Origin of the sequence: Arthrobacter sp. AG367 (assembly GCF_007828995.1) — a bacterium.
In the GTDB taxonomy this organism is placed as follows: domain Bacteria; phylum Actinomycetota; class Actinomycetes; order Actinomycetales; family Micrococcaceae; genus Arthrobacter.
On the sequence record NZ_VIVE01000009.1, the window covers coordinates 119,678 to 141,323 of the forward strand.

The window sequence follows — 21,646 nt, forward strand, 5'->3', positions numbered from 1 at the left end:
CATAAACGAATGTGATTCATATTGCGTCTTGCATCACAGGTCCGGCACCCCCATACTAAATGAACGCCATTCATATAGTGACCTCCGTCTCACAGCCTTCCAGAAAGTGGTGCCATGACAGAGACAATCCGCACCAGTACGGCCAAACCCGGTCCGCACGCCCACGCCCCGTCCGCGGACGGCGTCAGCGCCAAAGGCCTCAAGGGCGGGCAGCTCGGGCTCCTCGCCGTCGTCGTCCTGGGCATTTCAACCATCGCCCCCGCCTACACCCTCACCAGCGCACTCGGACCCACCGTCAATGAAGCCGGACTCCAGTTGCCAGTCATCTTCCTGATCGGGTTCATCCCCATGATCCTGGTCTCGCTCGCCTACCGGGAGCTCAATGCCGACTCCCCGGACAGCGGCACAACCTTCACCTGGGTGACCAAGGCCTTCGGCCCCTGGGTCGGCTGGATGGGCGGCTGGGGCCTGCTGGCCGCCAACATCATCGTGCTGTCCAACCTGGCCGGCGTCGCCGTCGACTTCTTCTACCTCTTCCTGTCCCAGCTCACCGGCTCACCGGAACTGGCAGACCTGGCCGGCAACAAAGCGTTGAACGTCCTGACCTGCTTCGTGTTCGTGGCGCTGGCTGTTTGGGTCAGCTACCGCGGGCTGCACACCACCAAGGTGGTGCAGTACGGCCTGGTGGGCTTCCAGCTTCTGGTCCTGGGCCTGTTCGTCGCCATGGCCTTCGCCAACTGGTCCACGTCCGAAACGGCCATCCCGTTCAGCTGGGACTGGTTCGACGTCACGAAGATCGAGACGTTCGGCCAGATTGCCGCCGGCATCTCGCTGTCGATCTTCGTGTACTGGGGCTGGGATGTGTGCCTAACGGTCAACGAGGAAACAGCGAACGGCCAGAAGACGGCCGGACTGGCCGGCACCCTGACCGCCGTCATCGTCCTGGCCATCTACCTCCTGGTCAGCATCGCCACCATGATGTTCGCCGGCGTCGGGGACACCGGCAACGGCCTGAACAACGCCGACAACCAAGAGAACATCTTCACGGCCCTGGCCTCCCCCATCATGGGCCCCTTCGCCATCCTGATGTCCCTCGCCGTGCTGTCCAGTTCCGCGGCCTCCCTCCAGTCCACGTTCATGTCGCCGTCCCGAAGCCTGCTGGCCATGGCGCACTACGGCGCCCTGCCTGAACCGTTCAGCCGGATCAGCAGGAAGTTCGCGACGCCGGGCTACGCCACCATCGCCGCCGGCATCCTGTCCGCCGGGTTCTACGCGGTGATGCACGTGGTCAGCGAAAACGTCCTGAATGACACCATCCTGGCCCTGGGTCTGATGATCTGCTTCTACTACGGCCTCACCGCGCTGGCCTGCACCTGGTACTTCCGCCACAGCCTGTTCAACAGCACCCGCCACTTCCTGCTGCGGCTGGTGTGCCCGGTGGTGGGCGGCGTGGGCCTGTTCGTGGTGTTCGTCCAGACCGCCGTGGACAGCCTGGCGCCGGAGTTCGGCAGTGGTTCCGAGGTCTTCGGCGTGGGCCTGGTGTTCATCCTGGGCATCGGCATCCTGGCCCTGGGCGCCGTCGTCATGCTGGTCATGTCCCGCACGCACCCCGGCTTCTTCCGCGGCGAAACCCTCAAGCGGGACACCCCCGCGCTGGTAGTGCCGGAATAGATCGCTGGAGGCCGCCACAACGCTGCCTGAACGAAAAAGGTGCCGTGCCCCCATCAGGGGCACGGCACCTTTTTCGTTTTCACCAGTAGTGCGCCACGTCGATCACCAGGCGCGAGCCCGGGCCGGGACCGGCCAGGGTGAAGACCCGGAACGGCAGGCGGCCCCGGACGCCCAGACCGAGGCTTGTGTACCCCTCGAAGCTTCCGGCCGAAACCACCTGGCGGAACGTCTGGTAGCCGGCCACGTTGCTGAGTTCAGCCTTGTCCGCCGGGTTGTAGGTGGGGTTGCCGTTCTGGTCGTAGGACGGCGCCTTGATGCTGATATGCAGGCGCGCGCCGCCCCGTACCGGGATGAAGGCCCCGGAGCCTTCCTGCTCAATCCGCGGCACATACTGCACCGTGTAGGACACGGCGGGCCCGTTGAGGTCCACCACCAGCCGGTCGAAGCAGTAGTGCTGCCCGGTCCGGACATTGGTGACCGATGCGGTCCCCGTATCCTGCCCGGTCTTCGCAAGGGAGCCCCATGTGAGGCCGCAGTAGGGCGCCGCCGAGGCGGGCGCCTGGACCACGATTCCCAGCCCGGAAGCCAACAGGATTGCCGCGAGCCAGGTGAGGAACTTCTTCATAGCAGTGCCATCCACGACTAAAGACCATTGGATGCTTCCAGCGTAGGAGTGTCCGGACCGGGAAACGAGGGGGCATTTTGATAACGACGGCGTCCGGGGACAAAGCAGCGCCGGCCACCTCGGGGAGGTGGCCGGCGCCGGCAAAAATCAGGAAGACACTCAGCCTTCGCAGTCGCGGCAGTACTTCAGGCCGTCCTTTTCACGGGCAACCTGGGAGCGGTGCCGGACCAGGAAGCACGACGAGCAGGTGAACTCATCGGACTGCTCGGGAACCACAATGACGGTCAGTTCCTCATTGGACAGATCGGCCCCGGGCAGGTCGATGCCTTCAGCGGTGTCGTTCTCGTCGACATCGATAACCGCGGTCTGCGCGTTGCCGCCCCGTGACGCCTGGAGGGCCTCGAGAGAGTCGGCCGGCGACTCTTCTTCCTGCTTGCGTGGAGCATCGTAATCGGTAGCCATAGCGTGTTCACTTTCGTTGCTGCGCAGCGCCATTTCAGGCACCTCAGTGCAGCAGTTTAGGGCATTATCGCGCTACCGGCGCAATAGTGTGGCTAAGCAGACATTCTGCCGCTTCCGCCCGCTGTTCCTGCATGCCCGGACCGGGCCTGGTCGGCACCGAGGGACACTCCGCTCAAGGCCGGAAGCCAGCCCCACCGGGTGGCGTCGGCCATGGCGCCGGCGGCACTGGACTCGGATTCGTAGGTGAAGGTGTCCAGCAGCCAGTCGCGGAGCCGGATGAGCAAGGTAGCCGTCATGCACTGAAAACTACGCAGCGATTGTTGTGGCCACGTTTCGCGCCGGTCTCCCCCGGATTAAATCAGCTGCCGGCAGGATCTCCGGCCGGATTCGGCAGGCGGGTTCTTCAGGCGGGCGGTGCCGTGCTGCTGCGCAGGACGAGTTCCGGCTCCACGACAAGTGTCCGGGGTCCTTCCGCGCCGCTGAACGCCGTCAACATCATCTGCATGCACCGCCGGCCCAGTTCCTCGAAGTCCTGCCGGACCACCGTCAGCGGCGGACTGAAATAGCCGGCCTCGGGCTGGTCGTCGAAGCCCACCACGGACACGTCCTGCGGCACTTTGATGCCGGCCTCGGTCAGGGCGCGCAGGACTCCCAGGGCCATCTGGTCGTTGCCCACGAAGAGGGCGGTGGCCCGGCGGGTGGCCGCGATCCGCCGGCCTATGGCGTAGCCGCTGCCGGCGCTCCAGTCACCTTCGATGATCAGGTCCGCCTCGAGTCCGGCGGAGGCAAGGGTGGACCGCCAGCCGTCGGCACGCGCCACGGCATCGATCCAGTCCTGCGGGCCCGCGACGTGCCCGATCCTGACGTGCCCCTGCCCAATGAGGTGCCGCACGGCGAGTTCGGCCCCGCGGCGCTGGTCCACCCTGACGCCGCCAACAGTGTCATTCCCCTCGGGTCCAACGGCCACCACCGGGACCCCGATGGGAAGTTCCGCCAGGGCGGCCAGCGTCTCAAGGTGCGGAACGATCACCACGATGCCGTCCACCGACTGGTCCAGGAAGTGCCTGACGGCGTCCAGGATCGCGTCCCGGCTGACCTCCCGCAACGCGGCGACGCTGACGAAATATCCGGCGTCCCTCGCAGCGCGTTCCACGCCCAGCAATGTATTGGCAGGACCGTACTGGGAGAGCTCGCTGCCCAGGACCCCTATGGTCTGCGAGCGCCGGGTGACCAGGCTCCGGGCTGCGGTGTTGCGGCGGTAGCCGAGCCGGGCTATCACCGCTTCCACTTTTTCCCGCGTCCCCGGGCTCACGTTGGGGTGGTTGTTGACCACCCGTGACACGGTCTGGTGTGAGACCCCGGCCAGCTCCGCCACGTCCTCAAGCCTCGGCAGCCGGCGTGGTTTGCCGTGCGTCACGGGTTTGTTGTCCGTGGCGGGCGCCGGGAGCTCAGCCGTGCCATTGGATCAGATCCCGCCTGCCAGCTTGTAGTAGGCGGCGTTCCAGTTCAGGTCCTTCTTGAACTGCCGGATGGTGGTGTCGTCGTCAATAGTCAGCAGTTCCGTTTTGGCGATCTCGGCGAAGTCCTCGAACACGTCCATGCCCACCTGGGTGGAGAGCACGGTGTGGTGGGCTGCGCCGGCTGTGAGCCAGGCTGCTGCGGAGGTTGCGAAGTCCGGCTTGGGCTCCCACAGGGCGCGGGCCACGGGCAGGTTGGGCAGTGGCTGGTCCAGGGGAACGACGTCGACGGCGTTGGCCACCAGGCGGAAACGGTCCCGCATGTCGGACAGGGCGACGACGACGCCCGGGGAGGCATCGGCGTCGAACACCAGGCGGACCGGGTCTTCCTTGCCGCCGATGCCCAGCGGGTGGATTTCCAGGCGCGGCTTCGACGCCGTGAGGGAGGGGCAAACCTCGAGCATGTGGGCGCCCAGGATCTTCTCGGACCCGGGCTCCAGGTGGTACGTGTAGTCCTCCATCAGGGAGGCACCGCCGGGCAGGCCGGCGCCCATCACCTTCGCGGCGCGCACCAGGATGGCGGTCTTCCAGTCGCCTTCGGCGCCGAACCCGTAGCCGGCGGCCATGAGCCGCTGCACGGCGAGGCCGGGCAGTTGGCGGAGGGCCCCCAGGTCTTCGAAGGAGGTGGTGAACGCGGCGGAGCCGTTGCCCTCCAGGAAGCTGCGCAGGCCCAGCTCGATCCGGGCGCCGTACCGCAGCGATTCATGCCTGGCCGCGCCTGCGCGGAGCTCCGGCACCACGTCGTAAAGGTCCTCGTACTCGGCCACCAGCGCGTCGACGTCGGACTCCCCTGCGCCGTGCACGGCGTCCGCGAGCTCGTTGACGGACCAGGTGTTCACGGCGACGCCGAAGCGCAGCTCCGCCTCGGTCTTGTCGCCTTCGGTGACGGCGACGTTGCGCATGTTGTCGCCGAAGCGTGTCAGCTTAAGGGTGCGGACGGCGGCCCAGCCGGCGGCGGCGCGCTGCCAGGAGCCCACCTGGCGTGCCACCTCGGGGTTGGAGACATGCCCGACGACGGTCTTCCGGGCGATGCCCAGGCGGGACTGGATGTACCCGAACTCGCGGTCGCCGTGCGCGGCCTGGTTCAGGTTCATGAAGTCGAAGTCGATGTCCGCCCAGGGCAGGTCGCGGTTGGCCTGGGTGTGCAGGTGCAGCAGGGGCTTGCGCAGCAGGTCCAGGCCGGAGATCCACATCTTGGCCGGGCTGAACGTGTGCATCCAGGCCGTCACGCCGATGACTGAGTCGTCGGCGTTCGCCTCCAGGGCGGTGCGCCGGATGGCATCCGAATCGGTGAGGACCGGCTTCCAGACGATCTTGACCGGGACGGCGGAATTGGCGTTGAGCTGGTTGGCGATCTCCTGCGACTGGGCGGCCACCTGTTTGAGGACCTCCTCCCCGTACAGGTGCTGGCTGCCGGTGAGGAACCAGACCTCGTAGCCGTCGAGGGAGGTGCTTGCTGCGGTGCTCATGGATTCTCCTGGGAAGTTGTGTAATGACGGCGCCGTGGATTACTGGCCTGTGTTGTTTATTGGCCGTAGACGTTCTGGTAGCGGGCATAGAGGGAGTCGATGGAGCCCTGGTCGATGGGCAGCGGTTCGCCCAGCTGGCGGGAGATGTGGACGGTGCGGGCCACTTCCTCGCACATCACGGCGGCCTTCACGGCGGAGCGGGCGTCCTTGCCGATGGTGAAGGGGCCGTGGTTCTGCATCAGGACCGCCGGTGAATTGGAGTTCTTCAGCGTCTCCACGATCCCGTGGCCGATCGAGTCGTCCCCGATCAGCGCGAATGGGCCCACCGGGATGGAGCCGCCGAACTCATCGCCCATCATGGTCAGCACGCACGGAATGGCCTCCCCCCGGGCAGCCCAGGCAGTGGCGTAGGTGGAGTGGGTGTGCACCACGCCCCCCACCTCGGGCATGTGCCGGTACACGTAGGCGTGCGCTGCGGTGTCCGACGACGGCGACAGCGGCGGGTTGCCCCAGTCCACGGTCCCGCCGCCACCAACATTGGTGCCCCTGACGGGCATGCCGTGCAGGTCCGTCACGATCATCTGTTCCGGGGTCAGGTCCTGGTAGGCGACCCCGGAGGGCTTGATAACCATGAGGTCGGTGCCCGGCACCCGGGCGGAGACGTTGCCTGCGGTCCACACCACCAGTTCGTAGCGGGTCAGCTCGGCATGCAGCGCACACACTTCCTCACGGACCCGGGCGATGGTTTCCAGGATCCCGGTGTCGGTGCTCATGCGGAGACCCCCACGGCAGGTTCGGCGGCGGAGCCGGGCAGGCTGGCCCGGGCGGCCCGTCGCTGGATGGCCTTAAGCCGGTGCATCACGTCGTTGCTGCCGCGGCCAAAGTAGTCGTGCAGGGCTTTGTACTCCTGGAAGAGTTCCTCGTATGCGGCCACGTTTTCCGGGATTGGAGTGTAGACCTCCCCGGGTTCGGCGCCCATGGCGGCGGCGGCTTCCCGGATGTCCGCGTATTCACCCGCGGCCACGGCGGCGTGGATGGCCGATCCCAGGGCCGGGCCCTGCTCCGAGCCGATAGTGGACAGCTGCAGGCCGGTGGCGTCCGCGTAGATCTGCATCAGCAGCCTGTTCTTGAGCAGGCCGCCGGCCACGATGAATTCCCTGACCGGAACCCCGGCGTCGCGGAAGGCGTCCACGATGGTGCGGGTTCCGAAGGCCGTGGCTTCCAGCAGGGCACGGTAGGTGTCCTCGGGCCGGGTGGCAAGGGTCTGGCCCACCACGATGCCGGACAGCTCGTGGTCCACCAGCACCGAGCGGTTGCCCGAGTGCCAGTCGAGCGCGATCAGGCCGTGCTCCCCGATGGCCTGCCGCGACGCCAGTCCGGTGAGGTACTCGTGGATTCCCAGCCCCGCGTCCCCGGCAGCCTCATGGTATTCGGGCGGGACGCCGTACCTGGTGAACCAGCCGAAGATGTCCCCCACACCGGACTGACCGGCCTCGTAACCCCACAGGCCGGGCACGATGCCGCCGTCCACTGCCCCGCACATTCCCGGCACTTCACGCAGTTCGCTGCCGTTCATCACATGGCAGGTGGAGGTGCCCATGATAGCCACCAGCTGGCCGGATTCCACGGCCTTGGCAGCAGGGGCAGTGACGTGGGCGTCAACGTTTCCCACGGCCACGGCGATGCCCTCCGGCAGCCCGGTCCAGGCTGCAGCCTCCGCCGTCAGGGTCCCTGCGGCGTCCCCCAGCCGCCCGATCGTGTGCTCCAGCTTGGAACTGACAAAGTCCTTGAAGTCCGGATTCAGGGCGGCCAGGAAATCCTCCGAGGGGTACCGCCCGTCCTGGTAGATGCCCTTGTAGCCGGCGGTGCAGGCGTTGCGGACGTAGCGGCCGCACAGCTGCCAGACGATCCAGTCGGCCGCCTCCACCCAGTGGTCCATTTCGGCGTAGGCCTCCGGGTCCTCTTCCAGCAGCTGCAGGCCTTTGGCGAATTCCCACTCGGACGAGATCAGTCCGCCGTAGCGGGGAAGCCAGTCTTCGCCGCGTTCGGCGGCCAGCCGGTTGATCCGGTCGGCCTGCCCCTGGGCGGCGTGGTGGCGCCAGAGCTTCACGTAGGCATGCGGGCGGTTGGCATAGCCCGGCAATTCGTTCAGTGGCGTGCCATCGGCCTTCACGGGCACCATGGTGCAGGCGGTGAAGTCGGTGGCAATGCCGACGACGGCGGCCGGGTCGATCCCCGCGTCAGCCACCGCGGCAGGGACGGCGGTGCGCAGGACGTCCCGGTAGTCGTTGGGCACCTGAAGCGCCCATTCGCCGGGAAGCCGCGTGCCGTCGTCGCCCGCCACGTCACCGGGCAGGGAGCCGGTCACCACCGCATGGGGATATTCATGGACGGCGCTCCCGAGCTCCTTGCCGTCGCGGACCCGCACCACCACGGCGCGGCCGGACAGGGTCCCGAAGTCCACGCCGACCACGCAGTGGTCGTGGCGGGGGTCGGAGCTGGAAGTAAACAGCGCATCTGGCATGGGGTTGCCTCCATCCGGGAGGCAAGCGGCCTCATTACCGGTTTTGTAGGGTCAGGGTCGAGCTAAGTGCTGCAGCAAGTGTGAACGCTAACAAAGAAGAAGTCAATGACATCGAAAGATTTCGGAGTTTCCGGGAGAAGGCTCTTGTTAGCGTTCACAAATCAGTCTATATTGAACCGACACATCAACCATGTGGCCAGGACCGGGAGCACCGTTGCTTCCCGGCCCAACAACACTTCGCGGCAATGCTGCCGCGGAAGGAGATTATGGTGAGAATCAAAAAACTCATGGGCGCGGTGGCCCTTGTCCTCGCCCTGACCGTGGGAGCCACCGGTTGCGGCTCCCGTGGCGGAACCAGCGAATCCAGCGGCGCAGCGAAGCCCAGCGACTCGCTGGTTGGCATCTCGATGCCAACCCAGACATCTGAACGGTGGATCGCCGACGGCGCCAATGTTGAGAAGTCCCTGAAAGACCTCGGCTACAAGACGGACCTCCAGTTCGCCAACGACGACATCCCCACGCAGGTCTCGCAGATCGAAAACATGCTGACCAAGGGCGCCAAGGCCCTGATCATCGCTGCCATCGACGGCACCACCCTGACCGACGTCCTGGCCAAGGCCAAGGAGCAGAACGTCAAGGTCATCGCCTACGACCGCCTTATCAACGGCACTCCGAACGTGGACTACTACACCACGTTCGACAACTACACCGTGGGCGTCCAGCAGGCCACCTCGCTGCTGACCGGCCTGGGCCTGGTCGACGCGAGCGGCAAGAAGGTGGACGGCAAGGGCCCCTTCAACATCGAACTTTTCGCCGGAAGCCCGGACGACAACAACGCCAACTTCTTCTGGACCGGCGCCATGGACACCCTCAAGCCCTACATGGATGCCGGCACCCTGAAGGTCCCCAGCGGCCAGACCAAGTTTGAGCAGGCCGCCATCCTTCGCTGGCAGGCACCCGTGGCGCAGAAGCGCATGGAGGACATCATCACCTCCGCCTACAGCTCGGGCACCAAGCTGAACGGCGTCCTTTCCCCGTACGACGGCCTGTCCATCGGCATCATCTCCGCCCTCACCAGCACCGGCGGCTACGCCAAGGGAAGCCTTCCGGTGGTCACCGGCCAGGACGCCGAAAAGGGCTCCGTGAAGTCCATCGTCGCGGGCGAGCAGTACTCCACCATCTTTAAGGACACCCGCCAGCTCGGCGCACAGGCCGTCAAGATGGTCGACGCCGTCCTCAAGGGCCAGGAACCTGAAACCAACGACACCAAGACCTACAACAACAAGGTCAAGGTTGTTCCGGCCTTCCTGCTGAAGTCCGTGATCATCACCAAGGACAACTACAAGAAGGAACTGATCGACTCGGGTTACTACACCGACGCCGACGTCAAGTAGTCAGCGTCCGGGGGCTGTGGCCGGACCTCCATCCGGCCGCAGCCCCGCCCGCAACCTCCTGCAGCAGCAGGACGGCCAAGCTTCGACCAGTCAGTGGGAATTGACGATGAACACACCCATTCTTCAAATGCGAGGAATCACCAAGACCTTCCCCGGCGTGAAAGCGCTGCAGGACGTCACCCTCGATGTGAACCGTGGAGAGGTCCACGCCATCTGCGGCGAAAACGGCGCCGGCAAATCAACGCTCATGAAAGTGTTGTCCGGCGTCTATCCACACAACACCTTCGAAGGGGAAATCCTCTTCGAAAACGAACCCTGCAACTTCTCCAGCATCTCGGACAGCGAGAAGCGGGGCATCGTGATCATCCACCAGGAACTGGCGCTGAGCCCGTACCTCTCCATCGCGGAGAACATCTACCTTGGCAATGAACAAGCCACCAACGGATGGGTGGACTGGCGCAAGACCAACCTGGAGGCAGCAAAGCTGCTGGCCCGCGTGGGCCTCGACGAAAACCCCGTCACCCCCGTCCAGCACATCAGCGTGGGCAAGCAGCAACTCGTGGAGATCGCCAAGGCGCTGTCCAAGGAAGTGAAGCTGCTCATCCTGGACGAGCCCACGGCCGCCCTCAACGACGAGGATTCCGGCCACCTGCTGGACCTGATCCTCCATCTGAAGGGCCAGGGGGTCACCAGCATCATCATCAGCCACAAACTCAATGAAATCCGCAAGGTGGCCGACGCCGTCACCATCATCCGGGACGGCAAAACCATTGAGACCCTCCGGCTCGATGAAGGCCAGATCACCCAGGAACGCATCATCCGCGGCATGGTGGGCCGCGACCTGGAGAGCCTGTACCCGGACCGCGAGCCGAACATCGGCGAGGAAGTCCTCCGGATCGAGGACTGGTCCGTCCGGCATCCCCAGGACCACAGCCGCATGGTGGTCCGCAACGCCAACCTGCATGTCAGGAAGGGCGAGGTGGTGGGACTTGCCGGGCTGATGGGCGCCGGGCGCACCGAACTCGCCATGAGCGTCTTCGGCCGAACCTACGGCACCGCAATGTCCGGCAAGGTCTATAAGTACGGCGAGGAAATCAACACCTCCACCGTCTCCGACGCCATCCGCCACGGCATCGCCTACGCCACCGAGGACCGCAAGCACTACGGCCTGAACCTCATCGAGGACATCAAGCGCAACATCTCCCTGGCAGCGCTGCGCAAGCTCGCCAAACGCGGCTTCGTGGACAAGAACCAGGAGACCGTGGTGGCCAACGGCTACCGGAAGAGCATGAACATCAAAGCGCCCTCGGTGGCCGCCATCACCGGCAAGCTCTCCGGCGGCAACCAGCAGAAGGTGGTGCTCAGCAAATGGATGTTCTCCGACCCGGACGTGCTCATCCTCGATGAACCCACCCGCGGGATCGACGTCGGGGCAAAATTCGAGATCTACACGATCATCGCCAAACTGGCGGCCGAAGGAAAAGCCGTGATCGTCATTTCCTCGGAACTTCCCGAACTCCTGGGCATCTGCGACCGCATCTACACCCTCGCCGCCGGCCACATCACCGGCGAAGTCCCCATCGCCGAGGCCACCCAGGAAACCCTGATGCACTACATGACCAAAGAGAAGGAATAGCGAAATGTCCGCCTTACGAGAATCGCTCGGATTCCTCACCAGCCGCCTCCGCCAGGTTGGCATCTTCGTTGCCCTGATCCTGATCGTCCTGCTGTTCCAGGGGCTGACCGGCGGGATCCTGCTGGAACCGCAGAACGTCACCAACCTGGTGGTCCAGAACAGCTACATCCTCATCCTGGCCATCGGCATGGTGATGGTGATCATCGCCGGGCACATTGATCTTTCCGTCGGATCCGTTGCCGGGTTCATCGGTGCGGTGGCCGGCGTCATGATCGTGCACTGGGGCTGGCCGTGGTGGGCCGCAATCCCTGCCTGCCTGGTGGTGGGTGCCCTTGTGGGCGCCTGGCAGGGCTACTGGATCGCCTATGTGGGGATCCCGGCCTTCATCGTCACGCTGGCGGGCATGCTGATCTTCCGCGGACTCACGCTCATCACCCTCAAGAACCAGCAGATCACCCCCTTCCCCGCCGAACTGCGGGCCCTGGGCGGCGGTTTCCTTCCGGACATCTCCGGCGGCACCTCCGTCCTGGAATGGCTCACCGTCATCCTGGGTGTCGGCGCTACGGTGGCACTGCTGATCCAGGCCCTCAAAGAGCGCAGGATCCGCAGGAAGTTCGATCTCGAAAGCGAACCCCTGGTCTGGTTCGTCATCAAAACCGCCTTCACGGCGCTGCTCATGCTCATCATCACCTTCCTGCTGGCCTCCTACCGCGGCACCCCGATCGTCCTGGTGGTCCTGGCCGTCCTGGTGATCGCCTACACCGCCCTGATGAGCAACAGTGTCTTCGGGCGGCACACGTACGCCATCGGCGGCAACCTCCATGCAGCTGAACTGTCAGGCATCAAGACCAAGGCCGTCACGTTCCGGCTCTTCGTGAACATGGGCGTGCTCGCCGCACTGGCAGGCCTGGTCTTCACCGCGCGGCTCAACTCGGCACAGCCCGCCGGTGGAACAGGCTTCGAACTGGACTCCATCGCCGCGGCCTTCATCGGCGGCGCCGCCGTTACCGGTGGCATCGGAACAGTCGCGGGAGCCATGATCGGCGGCCTGATCATGGGCGTGCTCAACAACGGCATGTCCATCCTGGGCCTGGGCACCGATTACCAGCAGCTCATCAAGGGCCTGGTACTCCTTGTCGCCGTCGGCTTCGACATCTTCAACAAGAACCGCAGCGGCGGCGGTGGTGACCTCGGCAAGCGGTTCAAGCTGAAGACCACGCCCCCGCCCGCCGAGGAAAAGCCGACGCCGGCGGCCAGCGAAACCGTAGGCGTCAAGTAGCGGCTACCGCGGCCGCGGCGCTGCTCCATGCAGACCCGGGCCTTGGACATCACGTCCGGGGCCCGGGTCTTTGCGGCTCAGGGCGCTGCCGCGAGCCCGGTAGCAACATCTGCCGGCGAGCGCCGGCGGCGGCTGAGGAGGATGAAGGGTGCCGCCAGCAGCTGCACCGCGCCGCCCAATGCGAGCGATGCCGGGTAGCCGTAGAGGTCTGCGGCCCTGCCGAGCGCCGGCTGCACCACCACTCCCCCACTGGACCCCATGAGCGAGGCGAAGCTCAGGACGGTTGCCCGCTGTTTCGAGCCGATCATGTCGTTCAGGTAGGCCTGGCGCACGGGGGTTCCGGCGGAGGCCACCACGGCCCAGAGTGCCAGGAGCACCAGTGCCAGCCAGAAGATGCTGGTGGCCAGGAGCACCACCAGGACCACCGAGCTGGTGATGGTTGAAATGATCAGGACGGTGGTGCGCCGGCGGACCAGTTTCCGGACCAGCGGAGCCAGCCAGCCGCCCAGGATGTCCGCGCCGGCAACAATGGCCGCTGCCAGGCCTGCGATGGCGTAGGCCCTGGGATCTCCGAAGAGCTGCAGCAGGTAAGGCTGGAGGGCATAGAAGACATAGAATCCCACGCCCTCGGTGAACGGCGCAGCCAGCATCATGTACCTCACCGGCGGGTTCCGCAGGCCGCCGTCCAGCGAGGCGCGCAGGACAGCCCGCGTGGCCTGCACCGGGTGGGCCGAACGCTCCGGGGTGAAGCCGACGTCGTGCATGAGCAGGAAGGCCACCGCGAACATTGCCACCAGCACCGCGACGCGCAGCAGGAACGGCACGCCCAGGTTCGTTGCCTGCGCGATGACGCCGCCGGCCACTGACCCTGCCAGCATGGCGATCCCGGAAACCATCTGGCCGCGGCCCAGGACCGCTTCCAGGCCGCCGTCGTAACCGGAGAAGTGCAGGGCGTCCACCAGCCAGGCTTCCACTGCCCCCGAAAAGAAGGTGAAGCCAAGCCCCAGCAGCGCCGACACCCCGGCCCACCACCAGAACGGTGCGGACAACTGCCACAGCAGGTAATAGAGGTAGGTGGATCCTGCCAGGGTTACGGTGCCCAGCAGGAAGGAGGTCCGGCGCCCCCAGCTGTCCGCGACTACCCCGGTGGGCACTTCGAAAAGCACCATCCCGGCAGTGAAGAAGGCGTTTGCAGCGAAGGCCTCCAGGTTGGTCAGCCCGGCGTCGAGCAGGAACAGCGTATTGATGCCCCAAATGAACGACGCCGCAAGGGTATTGCCCAACGTCAGCGTCAGGTATACGGTCTGGATCTTTCGTGCTGCGGCGTTCACCGGCGGCCGTTCCCTGTATCTGTTCCTGCCATGGCGGGCTCAGGATGGGCTGTAATTGGGGGGTACGGGGTCATGGCGCAGGTACTGGCGGCGGAAGCGCCCGGTGCCGGCGGTCAGCGCCCGCAGTTCCACCGCATACCGCAGGAGTTCCTGGTCCGGGACTTCGGCGCTGATCTCCGTGAGGCCCTCACCGGAAGAGGTGGTGCCGGTGAGGCGTCCCCGCCGGCCGGACAAATCACTCATCACTGTGCCCACATGTTCATCGGCGACCGTGATGGAGACGGATGACACCGGCTCCAGCAGCTGGATCCTTCCTGCTGCCGCGGCCTCCCGGAGCGCCAGCGCCCCGGCCGCCTGGAACGCCGCATCCGACGAATCCACGCTGTGGGCCTTGCCGCCCACCAGGGTAACCCGCAGGTCAACTACGGGAAAGCCCGCGGCGACGCCCTTGTCCATTTGGGCCCGGACGCCCTTCTCAATGGACGGGATGAACGTTCCCGGGATCACGCCGCCCACCGTCTTGTCCACGAACTCGAACCCCGCGCCGCGCTCCAGCGGTTCCACCTCGATGTCGCACACGGCGTACTGGCCGTGTCCGCCGGACTGCTTGACATGGCGGCCGTGGCCGGAGGCGGCGGTGGCAAAGGTTTCCCGCAGCGGCGTCACCACGTCCACGGTGTGCAGTTTCACTCCCTGTTCGCGCAGCCTGTCCAGGACCACCTCCGCGTGCGCTTCGCCCATGCACCAGAGCACCAGCTGATGCGTTTCGGCGTTCCGGTCCACCCGCAAGGTGGGGTCACCCGCCGCTATCCGGCCCAGGCTGCGGGCCAGCGCGTCCTCGTCGCTGCGGGAATCGGCTTCCACGGCAACCGGCAGCAGCGGCTCAGGCATTTCCCACGTGGCGAGCAGCAGCGGGCTTTCCCGGGCGGAAATGGTGTCGCCGGTTTCAGCGCTGCCCAGCTTCGCCAGGGCACACATGTCCCCCGCCACGCAAAAGGGGACGGGGCGAAGGGTGGCACCCAGCGGTGAGTAGATATGGGTCACCCGTTCATCGGTGTCATGGTCCTGGTGACCCCGGTCGGCCAGGCCGTGGCCGCCCACGTGGACCGGCGAGTCTTCCCGGAGTGTGCCGCTGAACACCCGCACCAGGCAGATGCGGCCCAGGAAGGGATCGTTGGAGGTGCGCACCACCTCGGCGGCGAGGGGGCCGGACGGATCGCAGGACAGGCTTCCGGCCGGTTCCCCCGCGAGGTCGGTGGTGTCCGGCAGGCTGCGCTCCCCTGGCGGCGGAAAGGCGCGGACCAGCAGGTCCAGCAGTTCGGCGGTCCCCAGCCCGGTGACGGCGGACGTGGGCAGCACGGGAAAGAACGAGCCACGTGCGACGGCGGTTTCCAGGTCTGCTGCGAGCACTCCGGTGTCGATGTCCTCGCCTTCCAGGTAGCGGTCCATCAGCGTTTCGTCTTCGCTTTCGGCGATGATGCCCTCGATGAGTGCGCCCCGGGCAGGCCCGGCAGCCGCGAGTTCATCCGGCGTGGCGGCCCGGACTTCAGGGGTTGCCTCGCCGGAGGAGTAGTCCGTTACCTCCCGGGACAGCAGGCCCAGCAGGGACAGCGGCCCGGCGGCCTCCTCTGCTGAGGGCAATGGGACACACAGCGGCAGCACGCCCTCGCCGAACGCTTTGCGGCAGGCGGCCAGGGCGCCGTCGTAATCTGCCCGCGGGTGGTCCAGCCGGGTGATCACGACGGCGCGTGGCAGCAGCATGTGCGCGCACTCGCCCCACAGGGCGGTGGTGGTGGCGTCGATTCCGTCCACGGCCGACACTATGAAGAGGGCAGCATCGGAGGCGCGCAGCCCCGCCCGCAGCTCACCAATGAAGTCGGGGTAGCCCGGTGTATCCAGGAGGTTCACTTTTGTCTCGTCCACCATCAGGGGCACCAGGGACAGGGTGACGGAGCGCTGCTGGTGAACCGCGGCGGGGTCCGAGTCGCTGACCGTGGATCCGTCGGCGATGGAGCCTTTGCGCGTGATCATGCCGTTGGCTGCCAGCAGCGCCTCGATCAGCATTGTTTTCCCGGCGCCCGAGTGACCCACCAGGGCCACGTTCCGGATCCGCGCCGGGTCCTGGGCCGCGATGCCGGTGGCTTGGTCGGCGCGCTTTGACTCAGGCCCGTTCCTGCCGCCTCCCGCCCGCGCTGACTCCTTGGTGCTCTTCACCGACATTGGAACCTCCTGGCATCATCGCCGACCCGACCTGACGTGTCCCTCTGATTCGACACCTTGGACGGCAGGACGGCAAGAGCACAGGCTATTTGCTGCGGGCTTTGCGGGTGGCGGCGTCGTTGGCCTTCTGGATGGCCTTGACCAATTCACCCTTGTCCATCTTCGAGCGGCCTTTGACGTCCAGTTCCCTGGCCAGTTTGTAGAGGTGGTCCTTGGACGCATTGGCGTTGACTCCGCCCGCGGTGGGTTCGGAGGAGCTGATGCCCTGTTCTGCGCGCTTGTCCGACGGGCCCCTTTTTTCCTTGGGCTCCCAGTGGTCGCCCACTTTCTCGTAGCTGTGCTTCAGGGATGCGTATGCTGCCCGGGCCGCCCGCTGCTCATCCTGGTCGTACGACTCAAGGGCGGAATCATAGGTCTTGGCGAATGTGTCCTGCGCCTTTTGCTCAGAACGCTGCAGGGTGGAAGGAAGTTCTTCCTTGCGGGCATGATCGTTCTTGCCGGTCTTGGGCATGGCACCCATCCTCCTTTAGTCAGCACGCTGATTATGTGGATGGATCCAGCTTAAACCCGGAGGTTGAATGGAGCCCCCTGTCGGATTCGAACCGACGACCCCCGCTTTACAAGAGCGGTGCTCTGGCCAACTGAGCTAAGGAGGCGCGCCCCTGCGGGCGTGCACCGTGAAGGCGCTAGATAAGGTTAGCCCAACTCCCGCCGGGCGTAAAAACGCCGGACTACTGGCGGTGAATGCGCCAGGGGCCCGCCCCGGAAACGGTCCGGAGCGGGCCCCTGCCCTGACTGGGAATCCTTAGCCCTTGGCGGCGATGGCTGCCTGCAGGAAGTCCGGGAACGGCGTCTGCGCGCTGTCGCCCTTGCCCCACTGCTTGCCGTCCACGAACACGGTGGGCGTACCGGTGACGCCGATGGCCGCGGCCTCCTTCGTGGTGAACTTCACGAACGGGCGGTAGGTCTTGTCATCGACGCAGGAACCGATGTTGACGCCCATGTCGGACGCCATCTTCTTCAAATCACTGTCGGAAAGGCCTGCGCTGCCTTCCGCCGGCTGCTTGGCGAACAATGCGTTGACGAAATCGGAGTACTTCTCCGGGGATTCGTTGACCACGCACGCTGCTGCGTTGGCGGCCCGGGATGAGTAGTTGGTGGTGGACCGGCTGTCCAGGAATCCGAGGGCCCGGTACTCAACGGTGATCTTGCCTTCGTTGCGCAGCGACGTGAGCTGGTCGTTGTACTGGGTCTCGAAGTTCTTGCAGATGGGGCAGATGAAGTCGATGTAGAGGACCACCTTGACCGGCTTGCCCGCCTCCGCTTCGGCGCCGGGAGCCACTACCTCGGCGGGCGCCGTCTTCGGCGCGTCCCCCAGGGAGGCGGCGTCAACCGTGGCCGGTTCCGACTTGGCCACATCCGTATTGGCCAGCAAAGTGACGCCGCCATGCACGTTGGCGTTGGCAGGCGTGGGGCCCTGGTCCGCTATGGGGGCGTTCTGCTTGAGGCTGTTCGTCACCACCAGCGCCACCACCACCAGGATGGCCACCACTGCCGCCACGATGCCCCAGCCGATCAGCAGCTTGTTGCGCTTGTCCTTCTTCAGCTGCTCTTCCCTGATCAGGCGCGCCTTTTCCCGCGCCTCCGCGGTTCGCTCAGCCTTGGACTTACGTACTTCGTTTGCGGGGCTCATGAGTTCCTTGGGTCGGTCGACGTAGGGGGACCACTTCGTGGCACTCCAACATTTTAGGGGAGAAAGCTGAGCGCTTGCGGTTTCAACCATTCCACCGGCTTGACCAACGGACGAATAGCCCCGATGATTCCGTCCGGCTAGGGTGGCTAAGAGGCACAAGCAACCCCAGGGGGCAGCAATGCAAACACCCGTCCAGGAAAAACCCGCCGGCAAAGCAACGGCCGGCAGCTCCGGTCCCAGCCATGCCGGCCATACGAAGTACGACTTCATGGTGGTCTCCAACAGGCTGCCTGTTGACCGGGTCGCGGCAGGGGATGCCGGTGATGACGAGTCTGGCTGGCGCCGCTCCCCCGGGGGACTGGTGACCGCCCTGGCCCCCATGATGACCAAGACAGACGGCGCCTGGGTCGGATGGCACGGTGCGCCGGACGAGACTGTCAAACCCTTCAGCCACGGCGGCATGGACCTCGTCCCGGTCCAGCTCAGCAACGACGACGTGGAGCTGTACTACGAGGGGTTTTCCAACGCCACCCTCTGGCCGCTCTACCATGACGTCATTGCCCCGCCGGAGTTCCACCGCACCTGGTGGGACGCTTACCGAAGGGTCAACCGCAGGTTCGCCGACGCCGTCGTACAGCATGCGGACCAAGGCGCCACCGTGTGGGTGCAGGATTACCAGCTCCAACTGGTGCCCCGCATGCTGCGCGAGGCGCGGCCGGACCTGCGCATCGGGTTCTTTAACCACATCCCGTTTCCTCCGCCGGAGATCTTTGCCCAGCTGCCGTGGCGCCAGGCCATCATCGACGGACTCCTCGGCGCAGACCTGGTGGGTTTCCAGCGGCCCAGCGATGCCGGAAACTTCATGCGCTCCGCTCGCCGTTTCCTCGGTGCCAGCGTTAAGCAGCAGCAGGTCCACGTAAAGGGCCAGGACGGGCAGGTCACACACATTGCCCGGGCACAGGCCTTCCCCATCTCCATCGACGTCAAGCACATCAGCGAGCTAGCCGCCAGGCCGGACATCATTGAGCGCGCCCGCCAGATCCGCCAGGATCTGGGGAACCCGAAGACCATCCTGCTCGGCGTCGACCGACTGGATTACACCAAGGGCATCAGGCACCGGCTTAAAGCCTTCGAGGAGCTCCTGGCAGACGGCAAGCTCTCGGTTGGAGACGCCACCCTGATCCAGGTGGCCAGCCCCAGCCGCGAGCGCGTCGAGCAGTACCGGCTCCTGCGTGAGGAGGTGGAGGGCACGGTGGGCCACATCAACGGCACCTACGACACCATCGAGAACACCGCCGTCCGCTACCTGCACCACAGCTACCCCGTGGAGGAGATGGTGGCGCTGTACCTTGCCGCCGACGTCATGCTGGTCACGGCCCTTCGGGACGGCATGAACCTGGTCGCCAAGGAATACGTCACGGCGCGCACCAACAACGACGGCGCGCTGGTCCTCAGTGAGTTCGCCGGCGCAGCCGACCAGCTCAAGCAGGCACTGCTGATGAACCCGCACGACATCGACGGCCTCAAGAGCGCCATCATGCGTGCCGTGGAGATGCAGCCGCGGGAGTCCGGCCGCAGGATGCGGGCCATGCGGAAGCAAATCCTCGAACACGACGTGGACCACTGGTCCGCCGACTTCCTGAACGCACTGAACGAGAAGGTGGTCCGCGATGACTCCTGACGGCCACACCAAGGCAGCGCTGGCACTCACCCCAGAACTGCGGGAAGCGCTGCACCGGATCGCCGGGACCGGGCACCTGCTGGTGGCCATGGACTTTGACGGGACCATGGCCCCGATCGTGGGCCGTGCCCAGGATGCGCGGCCGCTTCCACGCTCAGCCGCGGCGCTCGCGGGGCTCGCCGTGCTTCCACGCACGACGACGGCACTCATCTCCGGGCGCGCCCTCGCCAGCCTGCGGGAGGTGGCGTCTCCGCCCGTGGACACCCTGCTGATTGGCAGCCATGGGGCCGAAGCCTGGCTTGGGCCGGGCTCCACGGAACTGACGCTGGACGACGGCCAGAAGACCCTCCTTGAAGAGGTGCGCGCCGAGTTGGCGGCTATCGTCGCGGAGGCGCCTGGCACGTCCCTGGAATACAAGCCCGCCGGCGTCGTCCTGCACACCCGACTGGCTGCGGATGACGTGGCCGAGGACGCGGTGTCAGCAGCCCGGTCGGTGCTCCAGGAGCGAAAGGGCGTCTTCCTCAAGGAGGGCAAGCGCGTCCTGGAGACCTCCGTGGTCAATGCCTCCAAGGGCGAAGGCGTCAGCTTCCTGCGGCAGGCCACCGGGGCCACTGCCGTGCTGTTCGCCGGTGATGACGTGACGGACGAGGACGCTTTCGGCCGGCTTGAACCAGGCGACGTAGGGGTCAAGGTTGGCCTCGATTTCACCCAGGCCCAATACCGGGTGGAGGCGCCTGTCCATATCGCGGAGCTGCTGGAAGCCCTGCTCCAGGAGCGGAGCATCGCCGTCGCCGAGGAAGACCCCCAGGCCGCTTCCGGATAGCCCGTGGCCGGAAGCACATGTGACATCCGTAACATTTGCGGTAAAAGAAGCAACTTCTGGCATACTCTTGGGTGTGATGTGGCGCACAACAACCGTGCGGCGTCACGTGGTGCTCCGCGCAAAGCCGCGGAGCATTTTGTGGGAACACAACTGAATAAACATGAACCATTCACAACGGATCGTCCGGCACGTACCTGCCGGTGAAGGGATTGATAACTGTGGCTACAGTTACTTTTGATAACGCTACGCGTCTGTACCCGGGCACAGATAAGCCCGCCGTCGATAAGCTCAACATCGACATCGCCGATGGCGAATTCCTGGTCCTCGTTGGACCCTCCGGCTGCGGCAAGTCCACCTCCCTGCGCATGCTCGCAGGCCTGGAGGACGTCAACGCAGGCCGCATCCTGATCGGTGACCGTGACGTCACCGATGTTCCGCCGAAGGACCGCGACATCGCGATGGTTTTCCAGAACTACGCGTTGTACCCACACATGACTGTGGCCGACAACATGGGCTTCGCCCTGAAGATCGCCGGCGTCTCCAAGGAAGAGCGCGCCGAGCGCGTCCGCGAAGCCGCAAAGCTCCTTGACCTTGAGCAGTACCTGGACCGCAAGCCGAAGGCACTCTCCGGCGGCCAGCGCCAGCGTGTTGCCATGGGCCGCGCAATCGTCCGTAACCCCCAGGTCTTCCTCATGGATGAGCCGCTGTCCAACCTGGACGCCAAGCTCCGTGTCCAGACCCGCACCCAGATCGCATCCCTGACCCGCCGCCTGGGCGTCACCACCGTCTACGTCACGCACGACCAGGTCGAGGCCATGACCATGGGCGACCGCGTCGCCGTGCTGAAGGACGGCCTGCTGCAGCAGGTGGACACCCCCCGCAACCTCTACGACCGCCCCAAGAACGTGTTCGTTGCCGGCTTCATCGGCTCCCCCGCCATGAACCTGCTGGAACTTCCCGTCGTCGACGGCGGCGTCCAGTTCGGCGGCACCGTCTACCCCGTGCCGCGCGACGTCCTCGAAGAGGCACACGGCTCCACGGTTACGCTGGGCAGCCGTCCCGAGGACCTGGAAACCGCTCCGCACGGCGAAGGCCTGAAGGTTGAGGTGGATGTCGTTGAAGAGCTCGGCGCCGACGCCTACGTCTACGGCCACACCACGCTGGACGGCAAGGACCACGACATCGTGGCCCGTGTCGACGGCCGCCGCCCCCCGATGAAGGGCGAAGTCATCTACGTCCGTCCGCAGTCCGGCCACGTGCACCTCTTCGACACGAAGACCGGCCTGCGCCTGGGCGACTAAACTCCCCACCCACGCGCGTA

Annotated in this window: 18 protein-coding genes and 1 tRNA gene; 7 read left to right on the plus strand and 12 right to left on the minus strand. The window is 65.7% G+C overall.

The window, feature by feature from the left end:
• Positions 1-114: 114 nt before the first annotated feature.
• Positions 115-1,671 (plus strand): APC family permease, encoded by a 1,557-nt coding sequence (locus FB478_RS18720; protein WP_018772031.1) that lies wholly within the window; start codon positions 115-117, stop codon positions 1,669-1,671.
• 79 nt (positions 1,672-1,750) lie between these two features.
• Here FB478_RS18720 and FB478_RS18725 read toward each other — a convergent pair whose 3' ends face one another.
• From FB478_RS18725 to araB, 7 genes are all read right to left on the minus strand, one after another.
• Positions 1,751-2,296, minus strand: coding sequence for a hypothetical protein (locus tag FB478_RS18725; protein WP_144601315.1), 546 nt, complete (start codon positions 2,294-2,296; stop codon positions 1,751-1,753).
• A 159-nt stretch (positions 2,297-2,455) separates the two neighbouring features.
• Entirely contained in the window at positions 2,456-2,758 is a 303-nt protein-coding gene (locus tag FB478_RS18730) for a DUF4193 domain-containing protein (protein ID WP_026266196.1), read from the minus strand.
• Positions 2,759-2,850: 92 nt separating this feature from the next.
• On the minus strand, positions 2,851-3,054 hold the full coding sequence (locus FB478_RS18735) for a hypothetical protein (RefSeq protein ID WP_018772034.1): 204 nt from the start codon (positions 3,052-3,054) through the stop codon (positions 2,851-2,853).
• A 107-nt stretch (positions 3,055-3,161) separates the two neighbouring features.
• A complete protein-coding gene (locus tag FB478_RS18740; RefSeq protein ID WP_018772035.1) occupies positions 3,162-4,175 on the minus strand; it encodes a LacI family DNA-binding transcriptional regulator in 1,014 nt (337 codons plus the stop codon).
• Positions 4,176-4,223: 48 nt separating this feature from the next.
• A complete protein-coding gene (araA, locus tag FB478_RS18745) occupies positions 4,224-5,744 on the minus strand; it encodes an L-arabinose isomerase (RefSeq protein ID WP_144601301.1) in 1,521 nt (506 codons plus the stop codon).
• A 56-nt stretch (positions 5,745-5,800) separates the two neighbouring features.
• Positions 5,801-6,517 (minus strand): L-ribulose-5-phosphate 4-epimerase, encoded by a 717-nt coding sequence (locus FB478_RS18750; RefSeq protein WP_018772037.1) that lies wholly within the window; start codon positions 6,515-6,517, stop codon positions 5,801-5,803.
• Positions 6,514-8,268 carry a ribulokinase gene (araB, locus tag FB478_RS18755; protein WP_144601302.1) on the minus strand — a complete coding sequence of 585 codons (1,755 nt, stop codon included), beginning with the start codon at positions 8,266-8,268 and terminating at the stop codon, positions 6,514-6,516. The genes FB478_RS18750 and araB overlap by 4 nt, the downstream gene beginning before the upstream one ends.
• A 266-nt stretch (positions 8,269-8,534) precedes the next feature.
• Between araB and chvE the strand changes: the two genes are divergently transcribed.
• The 3 genes from chvE to mmsB all read left to right on the plus strand — a co-directional run bounded on the left by chvE (position 8,535) and on the right by mmsB (position 12,577).
• On the plus strand, positions 8,535-9,662 hold the full coding sequence (gene chvE, locus FB478_RS18760; protein WP_142068633.1) for a multiple monosaccharide ABC transporter substrate-binding protein: 1,128 nt from the start codon (positions 8,535-8,537) through the stop codon (positions 9,660-9,662).
• Between the two features lie 106 nt (positions 9,663-9,768).
• The gene (gene mmsA / locus FB478_RS18765; RefSeq protein ID WP_026266198.1) at positions 9,769-11,298 is read left to right on the plus strand and encodes a multiple monosaccharide ABC transporter ATP-binding protein; all 1,530 of its coding nucleotides are present in this window, start codon (positions 9,769-9,771) and stop codon (positions 11,296-11,298) included.
• A 4-nt stretch (positions 11,299-11,302) separates the two neighbouring features.
• Entirely contained in the window at positions 11,303-12,577 is a 1,275-nt protein-coding gene (gene mmsB / locus FB478_RS18770; RefSeq protein WP_018772041.1) for a multiple monosaccharide ABC transporter permease, read from the plus strand.
• A 77-nt stretch (positions 12,578-12,654) separates the two neighbouring features.
• Here the strand turns inward: mmsB and FB478_RS18775 are convergent, their stop codons facing one another.
• The 5 genes from FB478_RS18775 to FB478_RS18795 form a co-directional block, all read right to left on the minus strand.
• On the minus strand, positions 12,655-13,908 hold the full coding sequence (locus FB478_RS18775; RefSeq protein ID WP_056391193.1) for an MFS transporter: 1,254 nt from the start codon (positions 13,906-13,908) through the stop codon (positions 12,655-12,657).
• A gap of 39 nt (positions 13,909-13,947) precedes the next feature.
• Positions 13,948-16,128 (minus strand): elongation factor G-like protein EF-G2, encoded by a 2,181-nt coding sequence (locus FB478_RS18780; protein WP_144601303.1) that lies wholly within the window; start codon positions 16,126-16,128, stop codon positions 13,948-13,950.
• 85 nt (positions 16,129-16,213) lie between these two features.
• On the minus strand, positions 16,214-16,639 hold the full coding sequence (locus FB478_RS18785) for a ChaB family protein (RefSeq protein ID WP_043425668.1): 426 nt from the start codon (positions 16,637-16,639) through the stop codon (positions 16,214-16,216).
• Positions 16,640-16,707: 68 nt separating this feature from the next.
• Positions 16,708-16,784, minus strand: a tRNA-Thr gene (locus FB478_RS18790).
• A 149-nt stretch (positions 16,785-16,933) separates the two neighbouring features.
• A complete protein-coding gene (locus tag FB478_RS18795) occupies positions 16,934-17,821 on the minus strand; it encodes a thioredoxin domain-containing protein (protein WP_018772045.1) in 888 nt (295 codons plus the stop codon).
• A 178-nt stretch (positions 17,822-17,999) separates the two neighbouring features.
• Between FB478_RS18795 and otsA the strand changes: the two genes are divergently transcribed.
• From otsA to FB478_RS18810, 3 genes are all read left to right on the plus strand, one after another.
• A complete protein-coding gene (gene otsA / locus FB478_RS18800) occupies positions 18,000-19,502 on the plus strand; it encodes an alpha,alpha-trehalose-phosphate synthase (UDP-forming) (protein ID WP_018772046.1) in 1,503 nt (500 codons plus the stop codon).
• On the plus strand, positions 19,492-20,325 hold the full coding sequence (gene otsB / locus FB478_RS18805; RefSeq protein ID WP_056391189.1) for a trehalose-phosphatase: 834 nt from the start codon (positions 19,492-19,494) through the stop codon (positions 20,323-20,325). Before otsA ends, otsB begins: the two co-directional genes overlap by 11 nt.
• Positions 20,326-20,543: 218 nt before the next feature.
• The gene (locus tag FB478_RS18810) at positions 20,544-21,626 is read left to right on the plus strand and encodes an ABC transporter ATP-binding protein (protein ID WP_018772048.1); all 1,083 of its coding nucleotides are present in this window, start codon (positions 20,544-20,546) and stop codon (positions 21,624-21,626) included.
• Positions 21,627-21,646: the final 20 nt, after the last annotated feature.